The 24,426-nt window shown below is 72.3% G+C and carries 20 protein-coding genes; 12 read left to right on the top strand and 8 right to left on the bottom strand.

What is annotated here, in order from left to right:
* Positions 1-105: 105 nt before the first annotated feature.
* Both BM051_RS06805 and BM051_RS06800 read right to left on the bottom strand, forming a co-directional pair.
* Positions 106-2,634, bottom strand: a complete 2,529-nt coding sequence (locus BM051_RS06805) for a polynucleotide kinase-phosphatase (protein ID WP_092529168.1) — start codon at positions 2,632-2,634, stop codon at positions 106-108.
* Positions 2,631-4,040 (bottom strand): 3' terminal RNA ribose 2'-O-methyltransferase Hen1, encoded by a 1,410-nt coding sequence (locus BM051_RS06800; protein WP_092529167.1) that lies wholly within the window; start codon positions 4,038-4,040, stop codon positions 2,631-2,633. Before BM051_RS06800 ends, BM051_RS06805 begins: the two co-directional genes overlap by 4 nt.
* Before the next feature lie 62 nt (positions 4,041-4,102).
* Here BM051_RS06800 and BM051_RS06795 point away from each other — a divergent pair, with 62 nt between their 5' ends.
* The gene (locus BM051_RS06795; RefSeq protein ID WP_092529166.1) at positions 4,103-6,109 is read left to right on the top strand and encodes a thioredoxin domain-containing protein; all 2,007 of its coding nucleotides are present in this window, start codon (positions 4,103-4,105) and stop codon (positions 6,107-6,109) included.
* 18 nt (positions 6,110-6,127) lie between these two features.
* Here the strand turns inward: BM051_RS06795 and BM051_RS06790 are convergent, their stop codons facing one another.
* A complete protein-coding gene (locus BM051_RS06790; protein ID WP_092529643.1) occupies positions 6,128-6,685 on the bottom strand; it encodes a hypothetical protein in 558 nt (185 codons plus the stop codon).
* A 153-nt stretch (positions 6,686-6,838) separates the two neighbouring features.
* Here BM051_RS06790 and BM051_RS06785 point away from each other — a divergent pair, with 153 nt between their 5' ends.
* Positions 6,839-8,761 (top strand): acyl-CoA dehydrogenase family protein, encoded by a 1,923-nt coding sequence (locus BM051_RS06785; protein WP_092529642.1) that lies wholly within the window; start codon positions 6,839-6,841, stop codon positions 8,759-8,761.
* A 24-nt stretch (positions 8,762-8,785) separates the two neighbouring features.
* On the opposite strand, the gene trhA is transcribed toward BM051_RS06785, so the two are convergent.
* Positions 8,786-9,463 carry a PAQR family membrane homeostasis protein TrhA gene (trhA, locus tag BM051_RS06780; protein WP_092529165.1) on the bottom strand — a complete coding sequence of 226 codons (678 nt, stop codon included), beginning with the start codon at positions 9,461-9,463 and terminating at the stop codon, positions 8,786-8,788.
* An 85-nt stretch (positions 9,464-9,548) separates the two neighbouring features.
* On the opposite strand from trhA, the gene BM051_RS06775 reads away from it, so the two are divergent.
* The 4 genes from BM051_RS06775 to phoH2 all read left to right on the top strand — a co-directional run bounded on the left by BM051_RS06775 (position 9,549) and on the right by phoH2 (position 13,845).
* Positions 9,549-10,325, top strand: coding sequence for an isoprenyl transferase (locus tag BM051_RS06775; protein WP_092529164.1), 777 nt, complete (start codon positions 9,549-9,551; stop codon positions 10,323-10,325).
* A 60-nt stretch (positions 10,326-10,385) separates the two neighbouring features.
* Positions 10,386-11,096 carry a TetR/AcrR family transcriptional regulator gene (locus BM051_RS06770; RefSeq protein WP_243859256.1) on the top strand — a complete coding sequence of 237 codons (711 nt, stop codon included), beginning with the start codon at positions 10,386-10,388 and terminating at the stop codon, positions 11,094-11,096.
* Entirely contained in the window at positions 11,093-11,917 is an 825-nt protein-coding gene (locus BM051_RS06765; RefSeq protein ID WP_092529162.1) for a class I SAM-dependent methyltransferase, read from the top strand. The genes BM051_RS06770 and BM051_RS06765 overlap by 4 nt, the downstream gene beginning before the upstream one ends.
* Before the next feature lie 560 nt (positions 11,918-12,477).
* Positions 12,478-13,845 (top strand): RNA 5'-3' helicase PhoH2, encoded by a 1,368-nt coding sequence (gene phoH2, locus BM051_RS06760; RefSeq protein WP_092529161.1) that lies wholly within the window; start codon positions 12,478-12,480, stop codon positions 13,843-13,845.
* A 41-nt stretch (positions 13,846-13,886) separates the two neighbouring features.
* Here the strand turns inward: phoH2 and BM051_RS06755 are convergent, their stop codons facing one another.
* The 3 genes from BM051_RS06755 to guaB1 are packed head-to-tail and all read right to left on the bottom strand — an operon-like array spanning position 13,887 to position 17,142.
* Positions 13,887-14,696 (bottom strand): ABC transporter permease, encoded by an 810-nt coding sequence (locus BM051_RS06755; protein ID WP_092529160.1) that lies wholly within the window; start codon positions 14,694-14,696, stop codon positions 13,887-13,889.
* Complete coding sequence (locus tag BM051_RS06750; RefSeq protein ID WP_092529159.1) at positions 14,693-15,664, bottom strand: ABC transporter ATP-binding protein; 972 nt, start codon at positions 15,662-15,664, stop codon at positions 14,693-14,695. The genes BM051_RS06755 and BM051_RS06750 overlap by 4 nt, the downstream gene beginning before the upstream one ends.
* Positions 15,665-15,702: 38 nt before the next feature.
* Positions 15,703-17,142: a GMP reductase gene (gene guaB1 / locus BM051_RS06745; protein ID WP_092529158.1), complete on the bottom strand. Its 1,440-nt coding sequence runs from the start codon at positions 17,140-17,142 to the stop codon at positions 15,703-15,705.
* Positions 17,143-17,725: 583 nt separating this feature from the next.
* Between guaB1 and BM051_RS06740 the strand changes: the two genes are divergently transcribed.
* A complete protein-coding gene (locus tag BM051_RS06740) occupies positions 17,726-18,439 on the top strand; it encodes a GAF and ANTAR domain-containing protein (RefSeq protein WP_243859198.1) in 714 nt (237 codons plus the stop codon).
* A 484-nt stretch (positions 18,440-18,923) separates the two neighbouring features.
* The gene (locus BM051_RS06735; RefSeq protein WP_092529157.1) at positions 18,924-19,382 is read left to right on the top strand and encodes a nuclear transport factor 2 family protein; all 459 of its coding nucleotides are present in this window, start codon (positions 18,924-18,926) and stop codon (positions 19,380-19,382) included.
* Here the strand turns inward: BM051_RS06735 and BM051_RS06730 are convergent.
* A complete protein-coding gene (locus BM051_RS06730) occupies positions 19,316-20,407 on the bottom strand; it encodes a polysaccharide lyase family 7 protein (RefSeq protein ID WP_243859197.1) in 1,092 nt (363 codons plus the stop codon). The two genes, BM051_RS06735 and BM051_RS06730, sit on opposite strands and share 67 nt — an antisense overlap.
* A gap of 280 nt (positions 20,408-20,687) precedes the next feature.
* Between BM051_RS06730 and BM051_RS06725 the strand changes: the two genes are divergently transcribed.
* From BM051_RS06725 to BM051_RS06710, 4 genes are all read left to right on the top strand, one after another.
* The gene (locus tag BM051_RS06725; protein ID WP_092529156.1) at positions 20,688-21,920 is read left to right on the top strand and encodes an NADH:flavin oxidoreductase/NADH oxidase family protein; all 1,233 of its coding nucleotides are present in this window, start codon (positions 20,688-20,690) and stop codon (positions 21,918-21,920) included.
* A gap of 122 nt (positions 21,921-22,042) precedes the next feature.
* Entirely contained in the window at positions 22,043-22,891 is an 849-nt protein-coding gene (locus BM051_RS06720) for a helix-turn-helix domain-containing protein (RefSeq protein WP_243859196.1), read from the top strand.
* A 20-nt stretch (positions 22,892-22,911) separates the two neighbouring features.
* The gene (locus BM051_RS06715) at positions 22,912-23,163 is read left to right on the top strand and encodes a DUF397 domain-containing protein (RefSeq protein ID WP_092529155.1); all 252 of its coding nucleotides are present in this window, start codon (positions 22,912-22,914) and stop codon (positions 23,161-23,163) included.
* Positions 23,164-23,321: 158 nt separating this feature from the next.
* The gene (locus BM051_RS06710) at positions 23,322-24,206 is read left to right on the top strand and encodes an NBR1-Ig-like domain-containing protein (protein ID WP_243859195.1); all 885 of its coding nucleotides are present in this window, start codon (positions 23,322-23,324) and stop codon (positions 24,204-24,206) included.
* The last annotated feature ends 220 nt before the right edge of the window (positions 24,207-24,426 follow it).

Below are 24,426 nucleotides of genomic sequence, written 5' to 3'. Positions count from 1 at the left end.
CAACACGAGCACCAGAGCAACACGAGCACCAGAGCAACACGAGCACCAGGACGAGCCGGCGACCGGCGGGCACGACTGCCCGGTCGCGCGCGGTCGCCGGGGGCGCTACAACCGCGGGTCGACGGGGTCGGACTCCAGGGCCAGCACGGCGAACACGCACTCGTGCACCCGCCACAGCGGCTCCCCGCGAGCGGCCCGCTCCAGCGCCTCCAGGCCCAGCGCGTACTCGCGCAGCGCCAGCGACCGCTTGCGGCCCAGGTCCCGCTCCCGCAGCCGCTCCAGGTGCAGCGGGTACTCCGGCCCGTAGACCAGCCGCAGGTACTCCCGGCCCCGCACCTTCACCCCCGGCTGCACCAGGCCCCGCCCGTCGCGGGTGAGGTTGGCCGCCGGCTTCACCACCATGCCCTCGCCGCCGGCCGCGGTGTGCTCCTCCCACCACCGCACCGCCGCCGCGACCTGCTCGTCGTCGCCGGTGTCGACGGTGCGCGTCGCGGTCGGCGTGAACAGCGCGGGATCGGCCGCCACCAGGCGCTCCGCCACGGAGAGGTGCCATGCGTGCGGCCGTGTCTCGAACGTCGCGCCCTCCGCGGCGAGCACCTGGAACGGTGCCAGCCGCATCCCGCGCAGCCCGGTCACCGGCCACCGGTACCGCCGGTACACCGCTCGGTAGTCGGCCACCGCCGCGGCCCTGGTGCGGGTCCGGCCGAGCAGCGCGGCCACGTCGACCCCGCGCGCGGCCGCGCCCTCCAGCGCCGTCACGGCGGCCGGCAGCACGGCCTCACCGGCCGCCCCGGCCGGCGCGTACTGGTCGGTGATCAACGCCTCGGCCTTCAGGCTCCACGGCATCAGCTCGGCGTCCAGCAGCAGCCAGCCGGTGTCCAGCTCCGCCCACAGGCCCGCGGCCTCCACCGCCGATCGCACCCGACCGAGCAGCTCCGCGGTGCGCGCCGGGTCGAGGAACGCCCGCCCGGTGCGGGTGTGCACCGCACCCGGCCCCTCGACCCCGAACCGCGCCGGCGCCACGCCGTCGTCCCGGCACACCAGCAGCACCGCGCGCGAGCCCATGTGCTTCTCCTCGCACACCACCTCGCGCACCCCGGCGGACCGGTACTCTCGCAGCGCCTCCTCCGGGTGCTCCAGGTACCCGTCGCGCTTGCTGGTGGACGCCGGCGCCATCGTCGGCGGCAGGTACAGCAGCCAGCGCGGGTCCAGCGCGAACCGGCTCATCACCTCCAGCGCGGCGGCGGACTGCTCGGCCGACACGCTGATCCGCCCGTGGTGCCGGGTGTGCAGCACCCGCTTGCCGGTCACGTCGGACAGCTCCAGCACGCCCGGCTCGCGCTCCGGCGGCCTCGCTGGCCTCAGCGGTCGCACCGGCTCGTACCAGACCCGCTCGGCCGGCACCGAGACGATCTCGCGCTCCGGGTAGCGCAGCGCGGTGAGCGTCCCGCCGAACACGCACCCGGTGTCCAGGCACAGCGTCCGGTTCACCCACTCCGCCTCCGGCATCGGCGTATGTCCGTACAGGACGGTCGCGGCGCCGCGGTAGTCGCGCGCCCACGGGTAACGCACCGGCAGCCCGTACTCGTCGGTCTCCCCGGTGGTGTCGCCGTACAGCGCGAACGCCCGCACTCGCGCCGAGGCCCTGCCGTGGTAGCGCTCCGGCAGCCCGGCGTGCGCCACCACCAGCCGGCCCCCGTCCAGCACGTAGTGGGCGAGCAGGTCGTCGCAGAACCGCTCGACCTCGGCGCGGAAGTCGGCGTCCTCGCGGGCGAGCTGGTCGAGCGACTCGGCCAGCCCGTGCTCGGTGCGCACGTCGTGGCCGCGCAGCGCGCGCACCAGCTTCTGCTCGTGGTTGCCGCACACCACGAGCGCGGCACCCTCGGCGACCATGCCCATCACCAGCCGCAGCACCCCGGGCGTGTCCGGCCCGCGGTCCACCAGGTCACCGACGAACACGGCGGTGCGCCCCGCCGGCGGCACCGCGCCGACCGGGCGACCGAGGTCGTCGCGGCGCAGCGTGTAGCCGAGCTCGCCGAGCAGCCGCTCGAGCTCGGCGCGGCAGCCGTGCACGTCGCCGATGACGTCGAAGGGCCCGGTGAGATCCCTGCGGTCGTTGCGCAGCGGCTCGACCACGACCTCCGCCTCGGCCACCTCCTGCTCGGTGCGCAGCACGTGCACCCTGCGGAAGCCCTCCTTCCGCAGCGACTTCAGCGACCGGCGCAGGCTCTCCCGCTGCCGGCGCACGACGTGCGCGCCGAAGTCGCGGTCCGGCCGGTCGGCGTTGCGCCGCACGCACACCGACTCCGGCAGGTCGAACACGATCGCGGTGGGCAGCACGTCGTGCTCCTTGGCCAGCCGCACCACCTCCGCCCGCGCCGCGCGCTGCACGTTGGTCGCGTCGATCACCGTCAGCCGGCCGGCGGCCAGGCGCTTGCCGGCGACGTGGAACAGCGCGTCGAAGGCGTCCGCGGTGGCGGACTGGTCGTTCTCGTCGTCGGCGACCAGGCCACGGAAGACGTCGCTGGACAGCACCTGCGTCGGCGCGAAGTGGGTGCGGGCGAACGTCGACTTGCCCGAGCCGGACGCGCCGACCAGCGCCACCAGCGACATGTCCGGGATCGCGAGCCTCACGGGGTCACCTCCCTCGCGGCGGTTGTCTCCCTCGAGAAGATGGCGAGCTGGGTGGGCGGGCCCACCTCGGGGTCGACCGGGCCGACCGGGCGGAACGCGACGCGGTACCCGTGCGCCTCGGCCACCCCGCGCGCCCACTCGGCGAACCGGGCGCGGTCCCACTCGAAGCGGTGGTCCTCGTGCCGGAACCCCGCCAGCCCGGGGAACCGGACGTTGTACTCGGCGTTCGGCGTGGTCACCACCACCGTGTCGGGCCGGACGGCGCCGAACACCGCGTGCTCCAGCGCCGGCAGCCGCGGCTCGTCGACGTGCTCGATCACCTCCATCAGCACCGCCGCGTCGTACCCGGCCAGCGCCGGGTCGACGTAGGTCAGCGCGGACTGGCGCAGCCGCAGCCGGGCGCGCACGGAGTCCGGCAGCCGGTCGACGTCGAGCCGGCGCTCGGCCAGCTCCAGCGCGCGCGGCGCCACGTCGACGCCGACCACCTCGGTGAACATCGGGTCGCGCAGCAGCGACCGGAGCAGCGCGCCGGCGCCGCACCCGAGGTCGACCACGCGGCGGGCGCCGGCCTCGCGCAGCGCGGCCAGCACGGCCTCCTGGCGCCGCACCCGCAGCGGTGTCTCGGACTCCTCACCGACGGCCGGCTCGGCCACCGGGTCGGGGTCGCCGGCCTCGGCCAGCCGGGACAGCGCGGTGTCGACCAGGTGGCCGCGGTGCGCGAGGTAGGTGTTCGTGACGAGCTCGCGCTCGGGGTGGTCGGGCAGCCACGCTCCGCCGGCGCGGAGCAACTTGTCGACCTCGTCCTCGCCGACCCAGTAGTGCTTGTCGCCGTCGAGCACGGGCAGCAGCACGTAGAGGTGGTTGAGCGCGTCGGCCAGCCGCTGCTCGCCGGCCAGTCGCAGGCGGACCAGCCGGGCCGCGCCCCACTCGGGGACGTGCTCGTCCAACGGCACCGGGATCGCCTCGACCCGCCAGCCGAGCGGCGCGAACAGCCGGCGGGCCAGGTCGGGGTCGCCGGGGGTCGCGGGCACGTCGAGCTCCAGCGGCAGCGGGGTGCCGGCCAGCTCGGGCCGGGCCGCGCACCGGCCGGCGCGCGCCGTGCTGAACACCGTGCGCAGCGCTACGGCCAGCAGTGAGCCGGCCGCGTACGGCCGGGAGCTGACGTACTGCCCCCACCAGCGCTGTCCCGGGCCGCGCTGGCCCGCCCCGCGCTCGGCGCGGGCCAGCGCGACCGGGTCGACCTCCACCAGCAGCGCGGCGGTGCACCGCCGCGGCGTCGCCTCCGGGAAGAAGACGTGCGCGACGCCCGCCGGCAGCTCGACCGACCGGGTGTTGTCCGGATGCTTGTGCAGCAGGAAGCCCAGGTCGGTGGCCGGCTCGCGGGTGGTGGTGATCGTCAGCAGCACGGCGCCAGTGTGCCGGAGGGGCGCGCCGGGCGCCCCCGGATTTCCCGTGCCACCCTGGGGACATGAACCGCCTGCGCGACGCGACGAGCCCGTACCTGCTCCAGCACGCCGGCAACCCGGTGGACTGGTGGCCGTGGTGCCCCGAGGCGCTGGCCGAGGCCCGGCGGCGCAACGTGCCGATCCTGCTGTCCGTCGGCTACGCGGCCTGCCACTGGTGTCACGTGATGGCGCACGAGTCGTTCGAGGACTCCGGCACCGCGGCGCTGATGAACGCGCACTTCGTCAACATCAAGGTGGACCGGGAGGAGCGCCCGGACATCGACGCGATCTACATGACCGCGACCCAGGCGATGACCGGGCAGGGCGGTTGGCCGATGACCTGCTTCCTCACCCCGGAGGGCAAGCCGTTCCACTGCGGTACCTACTACCCGCCCGAGCCCCGGCACGGCATCCCGTCGTTCCGGCAGCTGCTGGTGGCGGTGGCCGAGGCGTGGGCCGAGCGGGAGGACGAGCTGCGCGAGGGTGCCGGGCAGGTACTCGCGCACATCGCCGAGCAGACCGGCCCGCTGCCCGAGTCCGGTGTGGACGACGAGACGCTGGCCGCGGCGGTGGCGAAGCTGGCCGAGGAGGCCGACGAGCGCAACGGCGGCTTCGGCAACGCGCCCAAGTTCCCGCCGTCGATGGTGCTGGAGTTCCTGCTGCGCCATCACGAGCGCACCGGCTCCGCGACGGCATTGTCTCTTGTGGAGCAGTGCGCGGAGGCGATGGCCCGGGGCGGTATTTACGACCAGCTGGCCGGCGGGTTCGCCCGCTACTCGGTGGACGCCGGGTGGGTCGTGCCGCACTTCGAGAAGATGCTCTACGACAACGCGTTGCTGCTGCGGGCCTACGCGCACCTCGCCCGGCGGACCGGGTCGCCGCTGGCCCGGCGGGTGACCGAGGAGACCGCGGAGTTCCTGCTCCGCGACCTGCGCACTCCCGAGGGTGGCTTCGCCGCCTCACTGGACGCCGACACCGAGGGTGTCGAAGGGCTGACCTACGTGTGGACGCCGGCGCAGCTGGTCGAGGTGCTCGGGCCGGACGACGGCGCCTGGGCCGCGGAGCTGTTCGGGGTGACCGAGGAGGGCACGTTCGAGCACGGGTCGTCGACGTTGCGGCTGCTCCGCGACCCCGACGACGAGGACCGCTGGCGCCGAGTGCGGGCGGCGCTGCTGGACGCGCGCCGGCAGCGGCCGCAGCCGGCGCGGGACGACAAGGTGGTGGCAGCGTGGAACGGGTTGGCGATCACCGCGCTGGCCGAGGCCGGTGTCGCGTTCGACCGTCCGGCGTGGATCACCGCGGCGTCCGGCGCGGCGGCTCTGCTGTTCCACCGGCACCTGGTGGACGGCCGGCTGCGGCGCGGCTCGCGGGACGGGGAGGCCGGGCCCGCCGCCGGCGTGCTCGAGGACTACGCGTGCCTGGCCGAGGGGCTGCTCGCGCTGCACCAGGCCACCGGGGCGCCGCGCTGGCTGCGGGCGGCCACCGACCTGCTGGACGTGGCGCTGGACCGGTTCGCCGCGGACGTGCGAGGCGCCTACCACGACACGGCCGACGACGCCGAGGCCCTGGTGCACCGGCCGGCCGACCCCACGGACAACGCCACGCCGGCCGGGGCGTCGGCGCTGGCCGCCGCGCTGGTCGCCGCGTCGGCACTGGCCGGCGCCGAGCGGGCCGGCCGGTACCGGGACGCCGCCGAGCGGGCGGTGCGCCGGGCCGGGATGCTGGCCGCGCGGGCGCCGCGGTTCGCCGGGAACTGGCTGGCGGTGGCCGAGGCGCTGCGGGCCGGGCCGGTGCAGGTGGCCGTGGTGGGGCCGGACGCCGCGGCCCGCGCCGAGCTGCTGCACGCGGCGGCCCGGTCGGCGCACGGCGGTGCGGTGGTGCTCGGCGGGGAGCCGGCGGCCGAGGGCGTGCCGCTGCTCGCCGACCGCTCGCTGGTCGACGGTCACCCGGCGGCGTACGTGTGCCGGGGGTACGTGTGCGAGCGGCCGGTGACCAGCACCGAGGAGCTCACCGCCGCGCTCGCCGGCTGACCTCGGTGGGCGTGAGCGTCACCCCAGGTCGGGACCCTTCGCCCGCAGCTCGTCCACCGTGGACATCGCGTCGCGCAGCTCGGCCAGCCAGGACTCGGCGTGCTGCCCGACCAGCCGCACCGCCCACGCCAGCGCGTCCGACCGGGACCGCGCCACCCCGGCGTCCACCAGCGTGTCCAGCACCCGCCGCTCCGGCTGCCGGAGCCGGGTCATCACCGGCACCGACAGCGTCGTGAACAGCTCCTCGGTGTCACCGATCCGCGCGCCCCAGGCGACCTTGCGCCGGTAGCGGTGCTCGGCCTGCCGGGCGATCTCGATGCGCTGCTCCCGGGTCTCCTCGCGGAACCGGCTGATCCGCCCGGACTCGGCCGCCGCCCGCGCGGCGTCGTCGGCGAACTCCTCGGTGAGCGGCGGCAGCTCACCGACCAGCACGATCTCCTCGCGGTCCACGGTCACCTCGGGCGCGCCGGTGAACCAGCCGTCGGGCAGCCGGCCGGCGAACCACGCCGCCGCGTCGTCCGCGCTCGGCACCTCGGCCTGCTGCCGCCCGCCGCGACCTCGCCAGCCTTGTCCCATGAGCCCCTCCACCCTGATGAACATGCCTGCCTCCGCTACAGCGATTACATAATTACATCTTTTCTCACGCTACGCCCGCGCAAGGGCTCACGGAAGGGTGTTCGCGCGCCGCGAAGCGCTGCGACCGTGGTGGGGCTGATGCAGGCTGGGGTCATGGACCTGCCCCCGATGCCCGGCAAAGTGGACCCCGCCCCGCTCACCGCGGTGCTCGACGGCCGTTGGGCCGAGCTCAAGCGCGCGGTGCGCGAGCAGTTGACCGGCCGGCACTTCCGCGAGCCGATCGGCCTCGACGTCGAGGAGCACCGGGCGCTGGTGCTCGACCAGTTGCGCGAGCTGGCCACAACGGACTGGCCGCGGCTGGGGTTCGACCCCGCCCACGGCGGTGGGGGTGACGTCGGCGGGTCAGTGATGGCGTTCGAGATGCTGGCCTTCGGTGACCTGTCGCTGATGGTCAAGGCCGGGGTGCAGTGGGGCCTGTTCGGCGGCGCGGTGCAGCTGCTCGGCACCGAGCGGCACCACGAGCGCTACCTGCGCCCGATCATGGACCTCGACCTGCTCGGGTGCTTCGCGATGACGGAGACCGGGCACGGCTCGGACGTGCAGCACCTGCGCACCACGGCCACCTACGACCCGGCGACGCTGGAGTTCGTGATCGACACGCCGGAGACGTCGGCGACCAAGAACTACATCGGCAACGCGGCGCGGGACGGGCGGATGGCGGTGGTGTTCGCGCAGCTCGTCACCGGCGGTGAGGGGCGGGGCGTGCACGCGTTCCTGGTGCCGATCCGGGAGGCCGACGGCCGGCCGTCGCCGGGGGTGAGCATCGGTGACTGCGGGCCCAAGGCCGGGTTGGACGGGGTGGACAACGGGACGCTGGCGTTCCGCCGGGTGCGGGTGGCGCGCGAGGCGTTGCTGAACCGGTACGGCGACGTTGCCGAGGACGGCACGTACAGCAGCCCGATCGAGAGCGACGGGCGGCGGTTCTTCACGATGCTCGGCACGTTGATCCGGGGTCGGGTCAGCGTGGCGGGGAGCGCGTGCAGCGCGACGATGCGGGCGCTGGCGCTGGCCGTGCGGTACGGGGAGCGACGGCGGCAGTTCCGCCGGCCGGGGGAGGACGAGGAGGTGGTGATCCTCGACTACCTGGCGCACCAGCGGACGCTGTTGCCGGCGCTGGCGACGACGTACGCGGTGCACTTCGCGCAGGAGGAGCTGGTCGGCACGCTGCACGAGATCCAGTCGGCGGATGAGGTCGACGAGCGCCGTCAGCGGGAGTTGGAGGCGCGCGCGGCGGGGCTGAAGGCGGTGGCGACGTGGCACGCGACCGCGACGATCCAGGCGGCGCGGGAGGCGTGCGGTGGGGCGGGGTACCTGGCGGAGAACCTGTTGCCGGCGTTGAAGGCCGACACCGACGTGTTCACCACCTTCGAGGGTGACAACACGGTGTTGTTGCAGCTGGTGGCGAAGGGGTTGTTGACGAGTTACCAGCAGGATTTCCAGGACCTCGGGATGCTGGCGACGGCGCGGTTCGTCGCGGAGCAGTTCGTGGGGGCGGTGATCGAGCGCACCGCTGCGCGGCAGGTGATCGAGCGGCTGGTCGACGCCGGCTCGACCCGGGACGACGAGGACGCGCTGTTCGACCGGGGGTGGCAGCTGAGGCTGTTCGAGGACCGGGAGTCGCACGTGCTGGACACGTTGGCCCGCCGCCTGCGCCCCGCCGCCGACGGCGACGCGTTCGCGGTGTTCAACAACGCCCAGGACCACGTGCTGAGGGCCGGGCGGGTGCACGTCGACCGGGTGGTGCTGGAGGCTTTCGTGGCCGCCATCGAACGCTGCGACGACCCCGACGCGACGGCGCTGCTGGACCGGCTGTGTGACCTGTACGTGCTGTCCACCATCGAGGCGGACCGCGCCTGGTTCCTGGAGCACGGCCGCCTGAGCTCGACCCGCGCGAAGGCCGTGGTGGCGGCGGTCAACGCCCTGTGCCAGGAACTCCGCCCCCACGCCGAGACCCTCGTGGACGCCTTCGCCATCCCGGAGCAGTTCCTCGACGCCCCGCTACTGCATTCGGCCTGAGCAAAGACGTCCGGGTGGAATCCGCTAGGCGTACAGGGCCAGCCAGATGGCGATGTAGTGGGACGCCGCGGCGAGCACGGTGCAGGCGTGGAAGAACTCGTGGTAGCCGAACGTCTCCGGCCAGAAGTTGGGCCACCTCGTGGCGTAGAGGATGGCCCCGAGGGTGTAGAACGCGCCGCCGACCAGCAGCAGCACCAGGGCGGCCACCCCGGCGTGCCGGGCCAGCTCGGGCAGCACGAAGATCGCCACCCAGCCGAGCGCGATGTAGATCGGCACGCCGAGCCACCGCGGCGCCCCGGGCCACAGCAGCTTCAGCGCCACCCCGGCCAGCGCGCCGCCCCACACGACGCCGAGCACGACGTACCCCGTGGGCCGCGACATCGCCAGCAGGGTGAACGGCGTGTACGTCCCCGCGATGAACAGGAAGATCATCGAGTGGTCGGCGCGCTTCATCCACTGGTACGCCTTCCGGCTCCAGATCCGCCGGTGGTACAGCGCGCTCACCCCGAACACCCCGAGCACGGTGAGCCCGTAGATCGACGTCGCCAGCGCGGCCGTCCCCGACACGGTGGCCGACGCCAGCGCGACCAGGGTCGCCGCCGCGGCCACGGCGCCGAAGAACGACCAGTAGTGGATGTGCCCCCGCAACCGGGGACGGGACTCGGGACCCGGGTCCGGTCGCTTCTCGGTCGCAACGCTCACCCGACCCACGTTACGGGGCCGTAGGTTGGCCGGCCATCGAACGCGCGTGTGCTCTCCATGACGCCCCTGCGTACGCTCCCAGGCCGTGAGCCTTCGGTCCTTCCTCTCCGACGTCGTCTACAGCGTCTACGCGTGGCGACTCATCCAACAGGCCGCTGGCCGCCAACCGCGGCACATCGGCATCATGCTCGACGGCAACCGCCGCTGGGCTCGGGAAGCGGGCTTCACCGACGTCAGCGACGGCCACCGCGTCGGCGCCAAGAAGATCGCCGACTTCCTGAGCTGGTGCCGCGAGGCCGACGTCGAGATCGTCACCCTGTGGCTGCTGTCCACCGACAACCTGCGCCGCGCCTCCGACGAGGTCTCCGCCCTGCTCGAGATCATCCCGGACGTCGTCGACGAGCTCGCCCTGCCGGGCAACCCGTGGCGGCTGCGCATCGTCGGTGCGCTCGACCTGCTGCCCGAGGAGACCGCCGCCCGGCTCACCGCCGCCGCGCGCCGCACCGAGGACCGCGACGGCATGGAGGTCAACGTCGCCGTCGGCTACGGCGGCCGGCAGGAGATCGCCGACGCGGTCAGGAAGCTCCTGCTGCAGCACGCCGACGAGGGCACCTCGATTCGCGAGTTGGCCAAGATCCTGGACGTCGACCACCTCTCCGAGCACATGTACACCTCGGGCCAGCCCGACCCCGACCTGATCATCCGCACCTCGGGTGAGCAGCGGCTGTCCGGCTTCCTGCTCTGGCAGTCCGTGCACTCGGAGTTCTGGTTCACCGAGGCGTACTGGCCGGCGTTCCGCCGCGTCGACTTCCTCCGTGCGCTGCGCGACTACGCGGTCCGGCACCGCCGGTTCGGCGGCTGACCGTTCCGCGGGCTAGACTGACTGCAGAACCAGTTCGGTCAGTCAGTCGGTCGGTTGGGCGTGGACATGGGGCAGGACAAGGCGTCGCGGATTCTCGACGCGGCCGAGTCGCTGCTGGTTGGCTTCGGCTACCGCAAGGTGACGGTGGACGAGGTCGCCCGCCGCGCCGGCGTCGGCAAGGGCACGGTCTACCTGTACTGGCCCAGCAAGCAGGAGCTCTTCGCCGCGGTCCTCACCCGCGAGGCCGCCGACCTGGTCATCGAGCACCTCGCCGCGCTGCGCGCCGACCCGGCCGAGGTCCGGCTGCACCGCTCGATGCGCCGGTCGTACCTGAACGTCATGCGCCGGCCGCTGGCCAGGGCGCTCTACACCGGCGACCACCAGCTGCTCGGCGAGCTGGCCAGCACCAGCAAGATCGGCGTGCGGTTCGCCGCCGGCAAGGTCGAGAACACCGTGCGCTACCTGGACGTGCTGCACGACCACGGCCTGCTCGCCGACGACCCCGCCGCCGACCCGGCGCTGCCCTACCGGCTGTCCGCCGCGGTCGTCGGGGCATTCCACCTGGAGGGCACGCCCGCGGTGGGGGAGCTCGACCTGGCCGACAAGGCGGATGCCCTGGCCACCACGCTGCGCCGCGCCTTCGAGCCGGCCACCGAGCCGGCGCCCGCGGCGCTGGAGGCCGCGGCGGCCGAGCTGGCCGACCTCTACGAGGAGTGGTGGGGCGAGCTCACCGAGATCCTTCCCGACGGTTCGACAGGAGCGAGCGGATGAACCAGGTCAAGGTCCGGCTGGGCGACGCGATGGAGACCGCGGTGCTGACGCTCTACGGCAAGGCGCTCGACGCCCGCGACCCCCGGCCCATCCTCGGCGACACGATGGCCGCGGACGCGATCGAGCGGATCGACTACGACGTCACCCGGCTGCGGCGCGTGGAGCGGGTCGCCGCCTCCGCCGCGGCCCGCGCGAAGCACTTCGACGGCTGGACGCGGGAGTTCCTGGCCGCGCACGAGCGGGCCACCGTCGTGCACCTGGCCGCGGGCCTGGACACCCGGGTGTGGCGGATCGATCCTGGCCCCGGCGTCACCTGGTACGACGTCGACTTCCCGGAGGTGGTCGACGTGCGGGCGAAGCTGTACCCGGAGCGGGCGAACTACCGGCTGATCGGGTCGTCGGTGACCGCTTCCGAGTGGCTGGAACGGGTCCCGACCGGCGGGCCGACGCTGGTCGTGGCCGAGGGGCTGACCATGTACCTGCGGCCGGAGGAGGGCCACGCGCTGTTCCGCCGGATCGCCGACCGCTTCCCCGGCGCGGTGATCGTGTTCGACACCCACAACCGGCTGGCCGTGTGGATGGTGGGGCGGAGTTTGGCCCGCATGTTCGGCGCGCCCCTGCTCCGCTGGGGGATCGACGACCCCCGCGAGCTGGAACGGGTGCACCCACGGCTGCGCTGCCTCGACGTGGTGAACGCGCTGTCCGCGGCGGGCACCGCGCTTCCCCTCGGCGCGCGGGTCTTCGCGGCGCTCACCCGGCCCGTCCGCCCGCTGCGCGACCTCGGCCTGTACGTCCGCTACGAGGTCGCCGGCCAACCGTAGGCAGCGGCATCCGGCGGGGAACGCCGTGAGCCGCCCGATCGCGACACCCTGTCGTCCACCCTGTCCCGCCGCACCCCTTCCGGCGGCCGGCCACGGATACGCTGGACCCGCGCCGCCCCCGGGTGGGTGGGCCGTTCCCCGGGACGCGACGGGAGGTCGTGGTCGAGTTCCCGGACGTGGTGCCGGATTTCGGCGGAGCGCAATACCCCGATCGGCCGGTGTGTTGGACACGAAAAGTATCGAGACCCTAACGCGGCGTCGATCCGGTGGCCGAGAGGTGACGAATCGGGGAATCACCTGTGTGGCTGCCTGCGAGATCGTCGGTACGCAGGTAGCTTCCGAAGTGATGGTCCGTGAGCCCATGCGGGCCGTCGCGGGAGGCCCTGGTCGTGGCTGTGGTGGAACGAACGGCACCGCCGTTCGCGAAACGCGCGAGGGGGCCGGCACGCGGCCCTCGTGACCGCACGAGTTGACGCCGAGCGATCGGCGAGTGCGATTAGCCAGGGTGGTGCCCGGCCCAGCGAGTGTGGGCGTGGTGCCGCGCCCACGAGGGAGATGCCGTGACTGCGCAGCGTTCGTCCCGCAAGTCCACCCGCCGGTCGCGCGGAGTCGCCGACACGGGTTCCGACCGGCCCTGGACATACGTCCTCGACACCTCGGTCCTGCTGTCCGACCCCTGGGCGATCACCCGGTTCGCCGAGCACGCCGTGGTCCTGCCACTCGTCGTGATCAGCGAGCTCGAGGCGAAACGGCACCACCCCGAGCTGGGCTGGTTCGCCCGCGAGGCACTCCGCATGCTCGACGACCTGCGGCGCGCGCACGGCCGCCTCGACGCGCCGGTCCCGATCGGCGACCAGGGCGGAACGCTGCACGTGGAGCTCAACCACTCCGACCCCACCGTGCTGCCACCCGGCTTCCGCACCGACTCCAACGACCACCGCATCCTCGCCTGCGCGCTCAACCTCGCCGTCGAGCGCAGGGCGGTCACCCTGGTCACCAAGGACGTGCCGCTGCGGGTCAAGGCCGGCGCGGTGGGCCTGGACGCCGACGAGTACCGCGCGCACGAGGTCACCCCGTCCGGCTGGACCGGCATGGCCGACGTGGACGTGCCGCAGGAGGCCGTCGACGCGCTGTTCCACGACGGCCCGATCGACCCTGCCGACTTCGGCGTCCCCGAGGTCGCCGAGCTGCCCTGCCACACCGGGCTGCGGCTGCTCGCCGGCACGTCCAGCGCGCTGGGCCGGGTCACCCAGGACAAACGGATTCGGCTGGTCCGCGGCGACCGCGAGGCGTTCGGGCTGCACGGCCGCTCCGCCGAGCAGCGGGTGGCGCTCGACCTGCTGCTCGACCCCGACGTCGGCATCGTCTCGATGGGCGGGAGGGCCGGCACCGGCAAGTCCGCGCTCGCGCTGTGCGCCGGCCTGGAGGCGGTGCTGGAGCGCAACTCGCACCGCAAGGTCGTGGTGTTCCGGCCGGTGTACGCGGTCGGCGGCCAGGACCTCGGCTACCTGCCCGGCTCGGAGAGCGAGAAGATGCAGCCGTGGGCGCAGGCGGTCTTCGACACCCTCGGCGCGCTGGTCAGTCAGAACGTGCTCGACGAGGTGCTCGACCGCGGCATGCTCGAGGTGCTGCCGCTGACCCACATCCGCGGCCGGTCGCTGCACGACTCGTTCGTGATCGTCGACGAGGCGCAGTCGCTGGAGCGCAACGTGCTGCTCACCGTGCTGTCCCGGCTGGGCGCGGCGTCCAGGGTGGTGCTCACCCACGACGTCGGGCAGCGGGACAACCTGCGGGTCGGCCGGCACGACGGGGTGTCCGCGGTGATCGAGAAGCTCAAGGGACACCCACTGTTCGCGCACGTGACGCTCACTCGCTCCGAGCGCTCACCGATCGCGGCTCTGGTCACCGAGATGCTCGAGGACCACTGACCCGGACGCCGCGGGGCGGGCGCCGCTCGCCCCGCGGCCGATCAGTCCAGGGCGCGGCGCAGGAAGCCCTTGATGCCGATCGCGCCGAACACCACGCACGCGCCGACCAGCACCGGGATGTCCACCCACAGCGGGATCGACTCGAGCTCGCCGCCGAGCAGCAGGTGGCGCATGCCCTCGCTGGCGTAGGTGAGCGGGTTGATCGCGCACACCACCTGGAACCAGCGCAGGTGGTCCAGCCCGTGCCAGGGGAACTGGGTGGAGCCGGTGAACATCAGCGGCACCAGGACCACCGCGAACATGATGTTGATCCGCCGGGCCTCCACCAGCGTGCCGATCATCATCCCGATCGCGGCGCCGGCCAGCGACCCGAGCGCGATCAGCCCAAGCACGCCGGGCCACGCCGAGGCCGGCCAGTGCACGCCCTCCAGCAGCAGGAACCCGACCGGGATCATGAGCAGCGCCGCGACGATGCCGCGCAGCGCGCCGAACACCATCTTCTCCACCGCCACCAGCGGGATCGGGATCGGCGCCAGCAGCCGGTCCTCGATCTCCCGAGTCCAGGAGAAGTCGAGCACGAGCGGCATGGTGGTGTTCTGCAGCGCCACCATGAACCCGTTCAGCGCCACGATCCCGGGCAGCAGGATGTGCACGTACTCGTCCCGCACGAAGCCGATGCTGGTGAGCACCGTGCCGAAGATGAACAGCATGAAGAACGGCTGGATCACCACCTGCGCGACGAACGGGCCGAGCTCGCGGCCGGTGACGAACACGTCGCGCCAGAGCACGGCACCGAACGTCCGCACCGCGGTCCCGGCGCTCCCCGCCGGCTGGTCGGTCGCCTGGGTCATCGCAACTCCCGCCCGGTCAGGTGGATGAACACGTCCTCCAGGCTCGGGGTGCCGATGGACAGGTCGCTCACCCCGCAGCCCACCGCCGACGCCGAGGTCAGCACGTGCGGCAGCACCGCCGCCGGCTCGGCCGCGGTGTACAGCCGGAACCGGGCGTCCCCGCCGGCCGCGCCGTCGACGTGCTCGACCCGCTGAACACCGTCCACACCGGACAGTGCACTGGCGACGGCGTCCGGGCCGTGCCCGTTTAGGTGGATGGTGACGCTCAGCGTGGTGCTGCCGGGCAGCGAACGGGTGAGCGCCGCCGGCGAGTCCAGCGCGAGCAACGTGCCGTGGTCGACGATTCCCACCCGGTCGGACAGCTTCGCCGCCTCGTCCATGTCGTGCGTGGTGAGCACCACGGTCATCCCCTCGGCGCGCAGCTCGGCGACCCGCTCGTGCACGAACAGCCGGGCCTGCGGGTCGAGCCCGGTGGAGGGCTCGTCCAGGAACAGCACCTTCGGCCGGTGCATCAGCGCCCTGGCGATCATCACCCGCTGCGACTGTCCCCCCGAGACGAAGTCCACCCGCTCCTTCGCCTTGTCGGCAAGGCCCATCTTCTCGAGGATCTCGTCGGCCCGCCGGTTGCGCTCGGCCCTGCCCACGCCGTGGTAGATCGCGTGGAAGATCAGGTTCTGCCGGATGGTGAGCGAGCGGTCGAGGTTGTTGCGCTGCGGCACCACGGCCAGCAGCTGCCGGGCCGGGCTCGGGTGGGCCACCACGTCGACACCGTGCACGACGGCACTGCCGCTGGTCGGCAGCACCCGCGTGGTCAGCACCCCCACGGTGGTGGTCTTGCCCGCGCCGTTCGGCCCGAGCAGGCCGAACACCTCACCCCGTTTGACGGAGAAGCTCAGCCCGTCGACCGCGTTCGGGCCGCCCCGGCGGTAGCGCTTGACCAGGTCGGTCACGACGACGGCGTCATCCACGTCCCCAGGCTAGCCGCGCCGGCAAGCCGAATTCGTGATCACCAGCCCGCGGGCAGCGGTCGCCCCTCGGCGAACCCGGCGGCCGACTGCACGCCGACCACCGCGCGCTCGTGGAACTCCTCCAGCGTCCGCGCGCCCGCGTAGGTGCACGCCGAGCGCACCCCGGAGCAGATCGAGTCGAGCAGGTCCTCCACGCCGGGCCGGGCGGGGTCGAGCGCCATCCGCGACGACGAGATGCCCTCCTCGAACAGCGCCTTCCGCGCTCGGTCGAAGCTGTTGTCGGTGCGGGTGCGCGCGGTGACCGCCCGCTTCGACGCCATCCCGAAGGACTCCTTGTACGGCCGGCCCTGCTCGTCGTAGCGCAGGTCGCCGGGCGACTCGTGGGTGCCGGCGAACCACGAGCCCACCATCGCCGCCGACGCGCCGGCGGCCAGCGCCAGCGCCACGTCGCGCGGGTGCCGGATGCCGCCGTCGGCCCACACGTGCTTGCCGAGCTCGCGGGCGGCTCGCGCGCAGTCCAGCACGGCGGAGAACTGCGGGCGGCCGACGCCGGTCATCATCCGGGTGGTGCACATCGCGCCAGGGCCGACGCCGACCTTGACCACGTCCGCGCCGGCCTCGATCAGGTCGCGGGTGCCCTCGGCGGTGACGACGTTGCCGGCCACCACGGGCACGGCCGGGTTGAGCGCGCGGACCGCGCGCAGCGCGGAGATCATCTTCTCCTGGTGACCGTGCGCGGTGTCCACGACGAGGACGTCGACGCCGCCGCGCAGCAGCGCCTCGGCCTTCGCGGCGACGTCGCCGTTGACCCCGACCGCGGCGGCGATCCGCAGCCGGCCGTCGCCGTCCAGGGCCGGCGTGTAGACACCGGCGCGCAGCGCGCCGACCTGGGTGAGCACCCCGGCCAGCCGGCCCTCGGCGTCGACGCCGAGGGCGAGCCGGCCGCCGTGGGCGTGCAGCTTGTCGAACACGTCGCGCGGCGAGGTGTCGAGGTCGAAGGTGAGCACCGAGGTGTCGACGATCTCGCCGAGCCGGGCGAACCGGTCGACGCCGGAGCAGGCGGCCTCGTCGACCACGCCGACCGGGCGGCCGGTGGCGTCGATCACGACGACCGCGCCGTGCGCGCGCTTGCCGATGAGGTTGAGCGCGTCGGCCACCGCGTCACCGGGGGTGAGCACGAGCGGGGTGTCCCAGACGGGGTGGCGTTGCTTGACCCACGAGGTGATGTCGGCGACCGCGGCGGGATCGACGTCCTGGGGGAGGACCACCAGCCCGCCGCGCCGGGCGACGGTCTCGGCCATCCGGCGGCCGGCGACGGCGGTCATGTTGGCCACGACGATCGGGATGGTCGCGCCGGTGCCGTCCGCGGTGGAGAGGTCGACGTCGAATCGCGACTCCACCGCCGAACGGTTCGGCAGGAGGAACACGTCGTCGTAGGTCAGGTCGTGGGCCGGGCTGCGGCCGTCGAGAAAGCGCACGGGACGCCAGTTTACACCGAGCACACCTGGTGCTCTGCTCGCGCCACGTGCGACCGGGGCAGTTGTCCACATCACCCGTTGGTGATCCACAGATTTCCGCGCCCCCCTTCCGGAGCCCCTGTCATCGATAGACTGGAAGCGGGGCCGGCCCCCGGAGCGGGTGGGGGATGCTTAAGGCAAGGTTTGGCGAAATGATCTTGGCTCGTGGTGCTCCGCGGTGGACGGTTTCGACGATCTTGGGCCGTGCGCGGTCGTCGGCCGCCGCGGATTGAGGTGCCCGAACAACAGGGGGAAGCTCAGTACGTCGCCACGCGTAGGAGCACCGGCTCACCACGGCGCCAACCATCTCGGGACAAGGGATACCCGGCCAGGGAACGAGACCTGCCAGCACATGCCGTAGACCGGGCGATCCCGCCGGCTGGCTGCTCAACCGGCGGAATCTGAGCCGGCTACGTGCCGAGCACGAAGCCAACCTGGATACAGTGTGCCCGCCCTCGGACACTTGAACCACCACGCCAGCCTCCACATCGGGGCTGTGGCAAGGTGGTTGATCTGACCGTGGTGTTGAGCGGGGAGGTGTGCCGTGTCGGGGTCGGTGGACTGGGAGGAGTTGGCGACCGCGCTGGCGCGGATGGCCCGAGACCTGCTCGCACAGGACTCGGTGCAGAAGACCCTCGACCGCATCGTGACTCACGCGGTCGGTTTGGTCGAGGGCTGTGAGTTCGCCGGGATCCTGGTCGTGCGCAAGAAGGACTGGTCGACGCTCGCGGCCACCGACAACGTGGTCCACGCCTCCGATCGCGCCCAGGTCGAACTCCACGAAGGCCCCTGTTTCGACGCCACGGTGAACAGGCACGAGCTCTACCGGATCGGCGACATGACCTCCTCCGAACAGCGGTGGCCACGGTACGCCCCCAGAGCCCACGCACTCGGCATTGGCAGCATGATGGGCTTCCTGCTGTTCACCAACGGCACCGACAACCTCGGCGCCCTGAACATGTACTCGTCCCGCCCGAACGCGTTCACCGACCGGTCCGAACGACCCGGCTGGATACTGGCCGCACACGCCGCGGTCGCACTGTCCAGTGCCCGCACCGACGCCAATCTGCACGACGCGCTGGCCACCCGCACCGATATCGGCGAGGCCCTCGGCATCATGATGGAACGTTACAAGATCGACGAGCACGCCGCGTTCGATCTGCTCCGCCGGATCTCCCAACACCACAACACCAAGATCCGGGACCTCGCCCGCGGCATCACCACCACCGGCTACATCCCGCACATCGACAACCAGTAGGCCATCGAGGGTTCCCGCGACACCGCGTTGGAGCCATCCGCGGGCTTGGCCAGGCTTCTCCTCCGCGGCGCCGCGGCCGTGACGATCCGCGACAGCTGACTACGCGACCGAGCCAGTACGGGTGCGGCCGGGGCAGTTGTCCACATCACCCGTTGGTGATCCACAGATTTCCGCGACGCCCTCCACGCGGCCGCTGCCCCGGTAAACTGGAAGCGGGGCCGGCCCCCTGGAGTGGGCGGGGGATCACTCGGGGTGGGGGCCGCGAATGTCAAGTCACCTGGTGTGATTCTACTTCCTCGGTGTCGCGGAACCCGCCTGCTCTGTCCTGTGTGGTGAGTGGCGCGCTGGCCTGTCGTTGCGGGGGTTCGAGTGGCGCGGGGTGTCGGCATGACCTCGCGGGTAATCGCGGTGCCGCGGTGAGTTCGGCAGTGTGGGCGGCACGAAAGCCACACCAGGCCGACCCGCACCGAGCCGGAGGGACACCATGACCACCCGAGACGTCGCCGAGGAGCTGCTGGCCCGGATGGACGGCGGCACGCCCGAGCACATCGCCGAGCTGTTCGCCCCCACGGTCGACTGGCTGGCCGCCGGCTCGCCCGCCGTGTCGTGGCTGCGGCCCCGCCGGACGCGCGCCGAGGTGGCCGAGTTCTTCCGCGAGATGGCGACCTACCTGGTACCGGAGGAGCGGTCGGTCGAGCCGGGGCACTTCCTGGTGGACGGTGAACACGCGGTGGTCACCGGGCGGGTCAGCCAGACCGTCCGGTCGAACGGGCGGGCGTTCACCATCCCGTTCGCCGTGCACCTCACGGTCCGGGACGGCCTGGTCACGACGGTCCGGGACGGCCTGGTCACGCGCTACCACGTCTACGAGGACAGCTACGCCGTCGCGGAGGCGGTCGCCGCGCCGGCCGCCTGGCCGTCGTGCGTGACGCTCAGGTCGTAGGTCCGCACCTCACCGTAGTTGCCGTCGGAGCACGGCGACGACCTGCCGCAGTTGGCCTGCGTGTAGGCGCCCGCCTTGAAGTAGCCGCCGGTGAAGCTCGTCGAGATCGTGGTCTGCGGCGCGCCGTTGTAGTACGCCCTGACCTTGCCGCCACTGACCACGAACTTCGCCCGGAACTTCGTGCCCAGCACGTAGTTGTCCGTCACCAGCTTGTGGTGGGACGTGTCGCCGTTGGTGACGTAGAGCTTGCTGCCTTCCAGCCGAAACACGGAGACATCGTCGTCGGCGTCGTGGATCTGCCCGGCGACGACATGAGGCTTGTCCTTGGGCAGGGCGGTGATGGCTTGTTCGATCACCATGGTGTGCGTTCCCGAGGTCGAGGACCAACTGGCCTTCTTCGTCCCCGAGTTCGTCATCTCACGCAGCTCCGAGCGTGGATAGCTGGAACCGCTCGTGGTCACCCCGTTGACGGCGGCGCGGAACCGCACCGCGTCGCATGACGGGGTGGCGACGAACCACGGGTCGATCGAGTAGGTGGCCAGCTCCGGTTGCTCGACGTTCTTGGGGCGTTCGTTCTCCCCGATGGGCAGCCCGACGTACCAGTTCGTCAGGTTCAGCACGTCGGCCGGATAGTGACAGGTGTCGCCCCCGCCGTCGGCGCCGTGGACGGTCGTCTCGGTGATGCTGGTCCACTCGTTCGACGTGTTGCCGTGGTTGACGATCCGCAGGTACCGCCCGGAGCGGTCGGCGAAGTCGTGGTTCTCCAGCCGGGTGGTGCTCCCGCCGCTGGTCCTCCGCGCGGCGACCGTCGACCACGACGAACCGTCGTCGGACAACTGCACGTCGAACGTCGCCGTCCTGGTGTCGCCCTTGTGCCACGCGATCGACACCGAGCCGACGGTCCGGGACGAGCCGAGATCGTACCGGATCCACACCCCGTCGCCCTCGGCGGACCACCGGGTGGACAGGTTCTGTCCCGCGGCCTCGACGGCCCCATCACTCGCTCCCTCTGCTCGAACTCCCACGGACCAGGCACCTGATGGAAAGGCGCCGAGCAGCCAGTGTGACCGCCCACCGGATACCTGACACGGAATGTCCGCTTCCTGCCAGCGTCGCGGCTCCGCCATGGGCGGTCCGGCGGTGCGGTGCCGGCCGCGCCGCGCGTGCCCGACCTCGGGCCGGCCCTGCCGTGGCTCCCGTGCCGGCATCCGCCGTCGAGCTCTCTCAAACCGAGGGTTTCAAAAATACCGTCGGTATCCTACTCTGAAGTAAGTTACTGCCGAGTCGGTTCTCGCGGAGGTGGCGATGGGTGTCGCGGACGTGCTGGGCGAGCCGCTGAAGCTGGCGTGCGGAGCGGCGCTGCCGCACCGCCTGGCCAAGGCCGCGCTGAGCGAGCAGCTCGGCGACCGCCGCAACCGCCCGTCCCGCGAGCTCGTCGAGCTCTACCGCACCTGGGCCCGCGGCGGCGCCGGCCTGCTGGTCACCGGCAACGTCATGGTCGACCCCACCGCTCTCGGCGAACCACGCAACGTCGCCGTCCCGGCCGACCCCGACCCGGCGACCTTCCGCGACTGGGCGCGGTCCGTCGCCGGCACCGACGCCCAGCTCTGGGCCCAACTCAACCACCCCGGCCGGCAGAGCCCGCGCTTCCTCTCCCGCCAGCCGGTCGCACCCTCGGCCGTGCCGTTCGACAACCGCGGCATCCGCTCGGTGTTCGCCGCGCCGCGCGCCCTCACCGGCGCCGAGATCGAGGCCATCATCGACCGCTTCGCCGTCGCCGCGCGCACGCTCGTCGCCGCCGGGTTCGCCGGCGTCCAACTGCACGGCGCGCACGGCTACCTGATCTCCCAGTTCCTCTCCCCGCACACCAACCGGCGCACCGACGCCTGGGGCGGCGACCCCGTGCGCCGTCGCCGGTTCCTGCTGGAGGTCGTCGGCCGGGTGCGCGCCGAGATCGGCGACGCCGTGCCGCTGTCGGTGAAGCTCAACAGCGCCGACTTCCAGCGCGGCGGCTTCACCGAGGAGGAGTCCCTCGACGTGGTGCGCGAGCTGGGCGCCGCCGGCGTCGACCTGCTGGAAGTGTCCGGCGGCACCTACGAGAAGGCGGCGATGATGGGCGTGACCAGAACCCGCGCCAGCACCGCCAGCCGCGAGGCCTACTTCCTCGACTACGCCCGCAAGGCCCGCCAGGTCAGCGACGTCGCGCTCATGGTCACCGGTGGGTTCGCCACCGCCGAGGGCATGGCCGAGGCGCTGCGCTCCGGCGCCGTCGACGTGATCGGCCTCGGCCGACCGTTCACCGTCACCCCGGACCTGCCCGCCCGGCTGCTCCGCGGCGAGGACGTCCGCGCCGAGCGGCTGTGCCCGCGCACCGGCATCCGGCTCGCCGACAGCCTGCTGGAGATCCAGTGGCACACCCAGCAGATGCACCGGGTGGCCGCCGGCAAGCCGGTCGACCGCCGGCGCAGCGCGCTGCGGGCGCTCGTGGTGGCCGGGATCAACGACCCGGTGAACGCCTTTCGCCGAGTGCGCGGCTGAGCAGTCCGCGCAGGATTGCTCCGGAGATTTCTCTCCGCGATTATGCCGTTCTTGTGCGACGCGCAAACCCTCATCCCATTGTGGGTATAACGGCCGAGCCGGCGATGGTCGATGATTCCAGTATGAGCAATCCCAAACACGTCACCATTCGCTGCCGCCACGTCGCCGGGAGGTTGAGGGACATTCGCGAGGGCACCGGCATGACCCTCAACGATGCCGCCGACCTCCTCGGTGTCTCGATCAGCAAGATCAGCCGCATGGAGACCGGCTGCGCCACCTTGTTCGTGGACGAGGTGGCCACGCTGCTGGGCCTGTACAAGGTGGAAGCCGCGGAGCGGGAGCGTCTACTGGACCTCGTCCGCAAGAGCCAGGAGAAGAACTGGTGGGAACGGCTCCAGGGCGTTCCAGAGCCGTGGGCCAGCCTGATGGACTTTGAAACCAGGACCAGTCGAATTCAAACTTTCCAACCGCTGGTCGTGCCTGGGTTGCTCCAGACAGCGGAATACAGCCGAGAAGTGATTACTCAGATGGATCCCACCCTCTCGGAGACAGAGGTAGAAGCCCGTGTAGGAGCTCGAATGGCTCGACAGTGGCTCCTGACCAAGCCATTCGGGCCGTCCTACGTTGCGGTCCTCGATGAGAGCGTGCTGCGCCGACCGGTCGGCGACCGGCAGGTGATGGTTCAGCAACTTCGCCACCTACTTGACATGTCGGATCGGCCGAACGTCTTGCTGCGAGTGGTGCCGCAGTCAGCCGGCGCACATGCGGGCCTGCGAGGATCTTTCGTCCTGATGGAGTTCCAGGAGGCGCCGCCACTCGTCTACCTGGAAGCCCAGGGCACTCACCTCTACCTGGAGGAGCCGGAAGACGTCGGGTCGTACAAGCTCGCCTTGAGCAATATCCTGTCGATGGCCCTTGCCCCCGATGCAACGCGGGAGCTGATTGTCACCCTCCTGGACGAGGCCGGGTGATCGACATGTGAGGAGCGCCCATGCCGACCGTGGACCTGTGCAGTGCTAGTTGGCGCAAGAGTAGCCACAGTACGACTACCTCAGAGTGCGTGGAGGTGGCGTTCACCAGGGCGGCGTGGCGCAAGAGCAGCCACAGCACGGACCAGCCGGACTGCGTGGAGGTGGCGTTCAGCGGGCCGGCGGTCGGTGTGCGGGACTCGAAGAACCCGCGGGGCGGGGCGCTGGTCCTGCCGGCGGCGAGCTGGCGGGCGTTCCTGGAGCGGGTGTCCTGACCGGCACTGAATCCACCGAGGATCCCGGCCCCGCCTCCGGTCGAGGGCGGCGGGGGCGCGTCGCGGCGTGCCCGGATCCGAGCGCGGGTCCGGCCGCCGAGTTCGCCCACCAGCTCTGGGAGCTCAAGCAGTCCGCCGGCGACCCCTCCTACGACCGGATGCGTGCCGAGCTGGGCGCGCTGGCCTCGAAGTCCGCGCTGTCCGCGGCGGCGCGCGGGCGGTACCTGCCGTCGTGGGACACGACGTGGGAGTTCGTCCGGGTGCTCGCGGTCGGCCTGCTCGGCGGGGACGCCGACGCGGTGCGTCGGGAGTGGCGGGCCCGTTGGGAACGCGCCCGCGACCTCATCGAGCAGCCCCCCGCCACCGAACCCGCACCCCCGGCCACCGACACCGCCCTCCCCGAACCCACCCCGCAGCCCGAACACGCCACTCGCGGTCCCGAACGCGAAACTCGCGGTCCTGAAGGTGGATCTCGCGGTCCCGAAGGTGGATCTCGCGGTCCCGAAGGTGGATCTCGCGGTTCCGGGGGCGGGCCGTCCGTGCGGCGGCGGTGGCTCGCCGCGGCGGTGGTCGCGGTGTGCGTGCTGACCGTCGGCGCCCTGGTCGCCCTGCGCTACCTGGACCTCGCCGGCACCGGCGAGCCGGCGGCGGCGCTTCCCGAATCGAAGCGCCCGGACGGTCCAGCCGGGCCGGCCGTTCCGGGCGACGCGTCGGCGTTCGTCCGCGACGTCACCATCCCCGACGGCACCGAGGTGCCCACCGGCGCCCACTTCGTGAAGACCTGGGAGCTGCGCAACGCCGGCACCGTGCCGTGGGTCGACCGCTACCTGCGCTCCTACGGCGGCCCCGGCGGCTGCGTCTCCGCCGAGCGGGTGCCGATCCCGCCCACCCGGCCGGGCGAGACCGTGGCGATCTCGGTCGAGGTGCGCGCGCCCGACGAGCCAGGGTACTGCCAGGTCTACTGGAAGATGGTCGACGCCAAGGACCGCCTGCTGCTGCCCGGCAACCGCGGCGTCTACTACCTGGTCGAGGTCGTCGACTGACCCGTCACCCACCCCCGTCACCCACCCCGTCGTCCACCCCCGTCGCCCGCCCCGGAGCACCGGCCCGGTGCTGGCCGAGCCGATGGCCAAAGCGCTGACCTGCGGAAACTTTGGCTATCGGGCATGGACAAGTCCCCGGCCGTTGATCGTCTTCCCGATCCGGATCGGACTCCCTAGCGTCGCCAGGGTCGATTCCGACACGTCCGAGAAGGGGAGAACC

It is taken from the genome of Amycolatopsis arida, from assembly GCF_900115565.1.
In the GTDB taxonomy this organism is placed as follows: Bacteria; Actinomycetota; Actinomycetes; order Mycobacteriales; family Pseudonocardiaceae; genus Yuhushiella; species Yuhushiella arida.
This window is presented reverse-complemented; position numbering and strand designations above follow the sequence as displayed.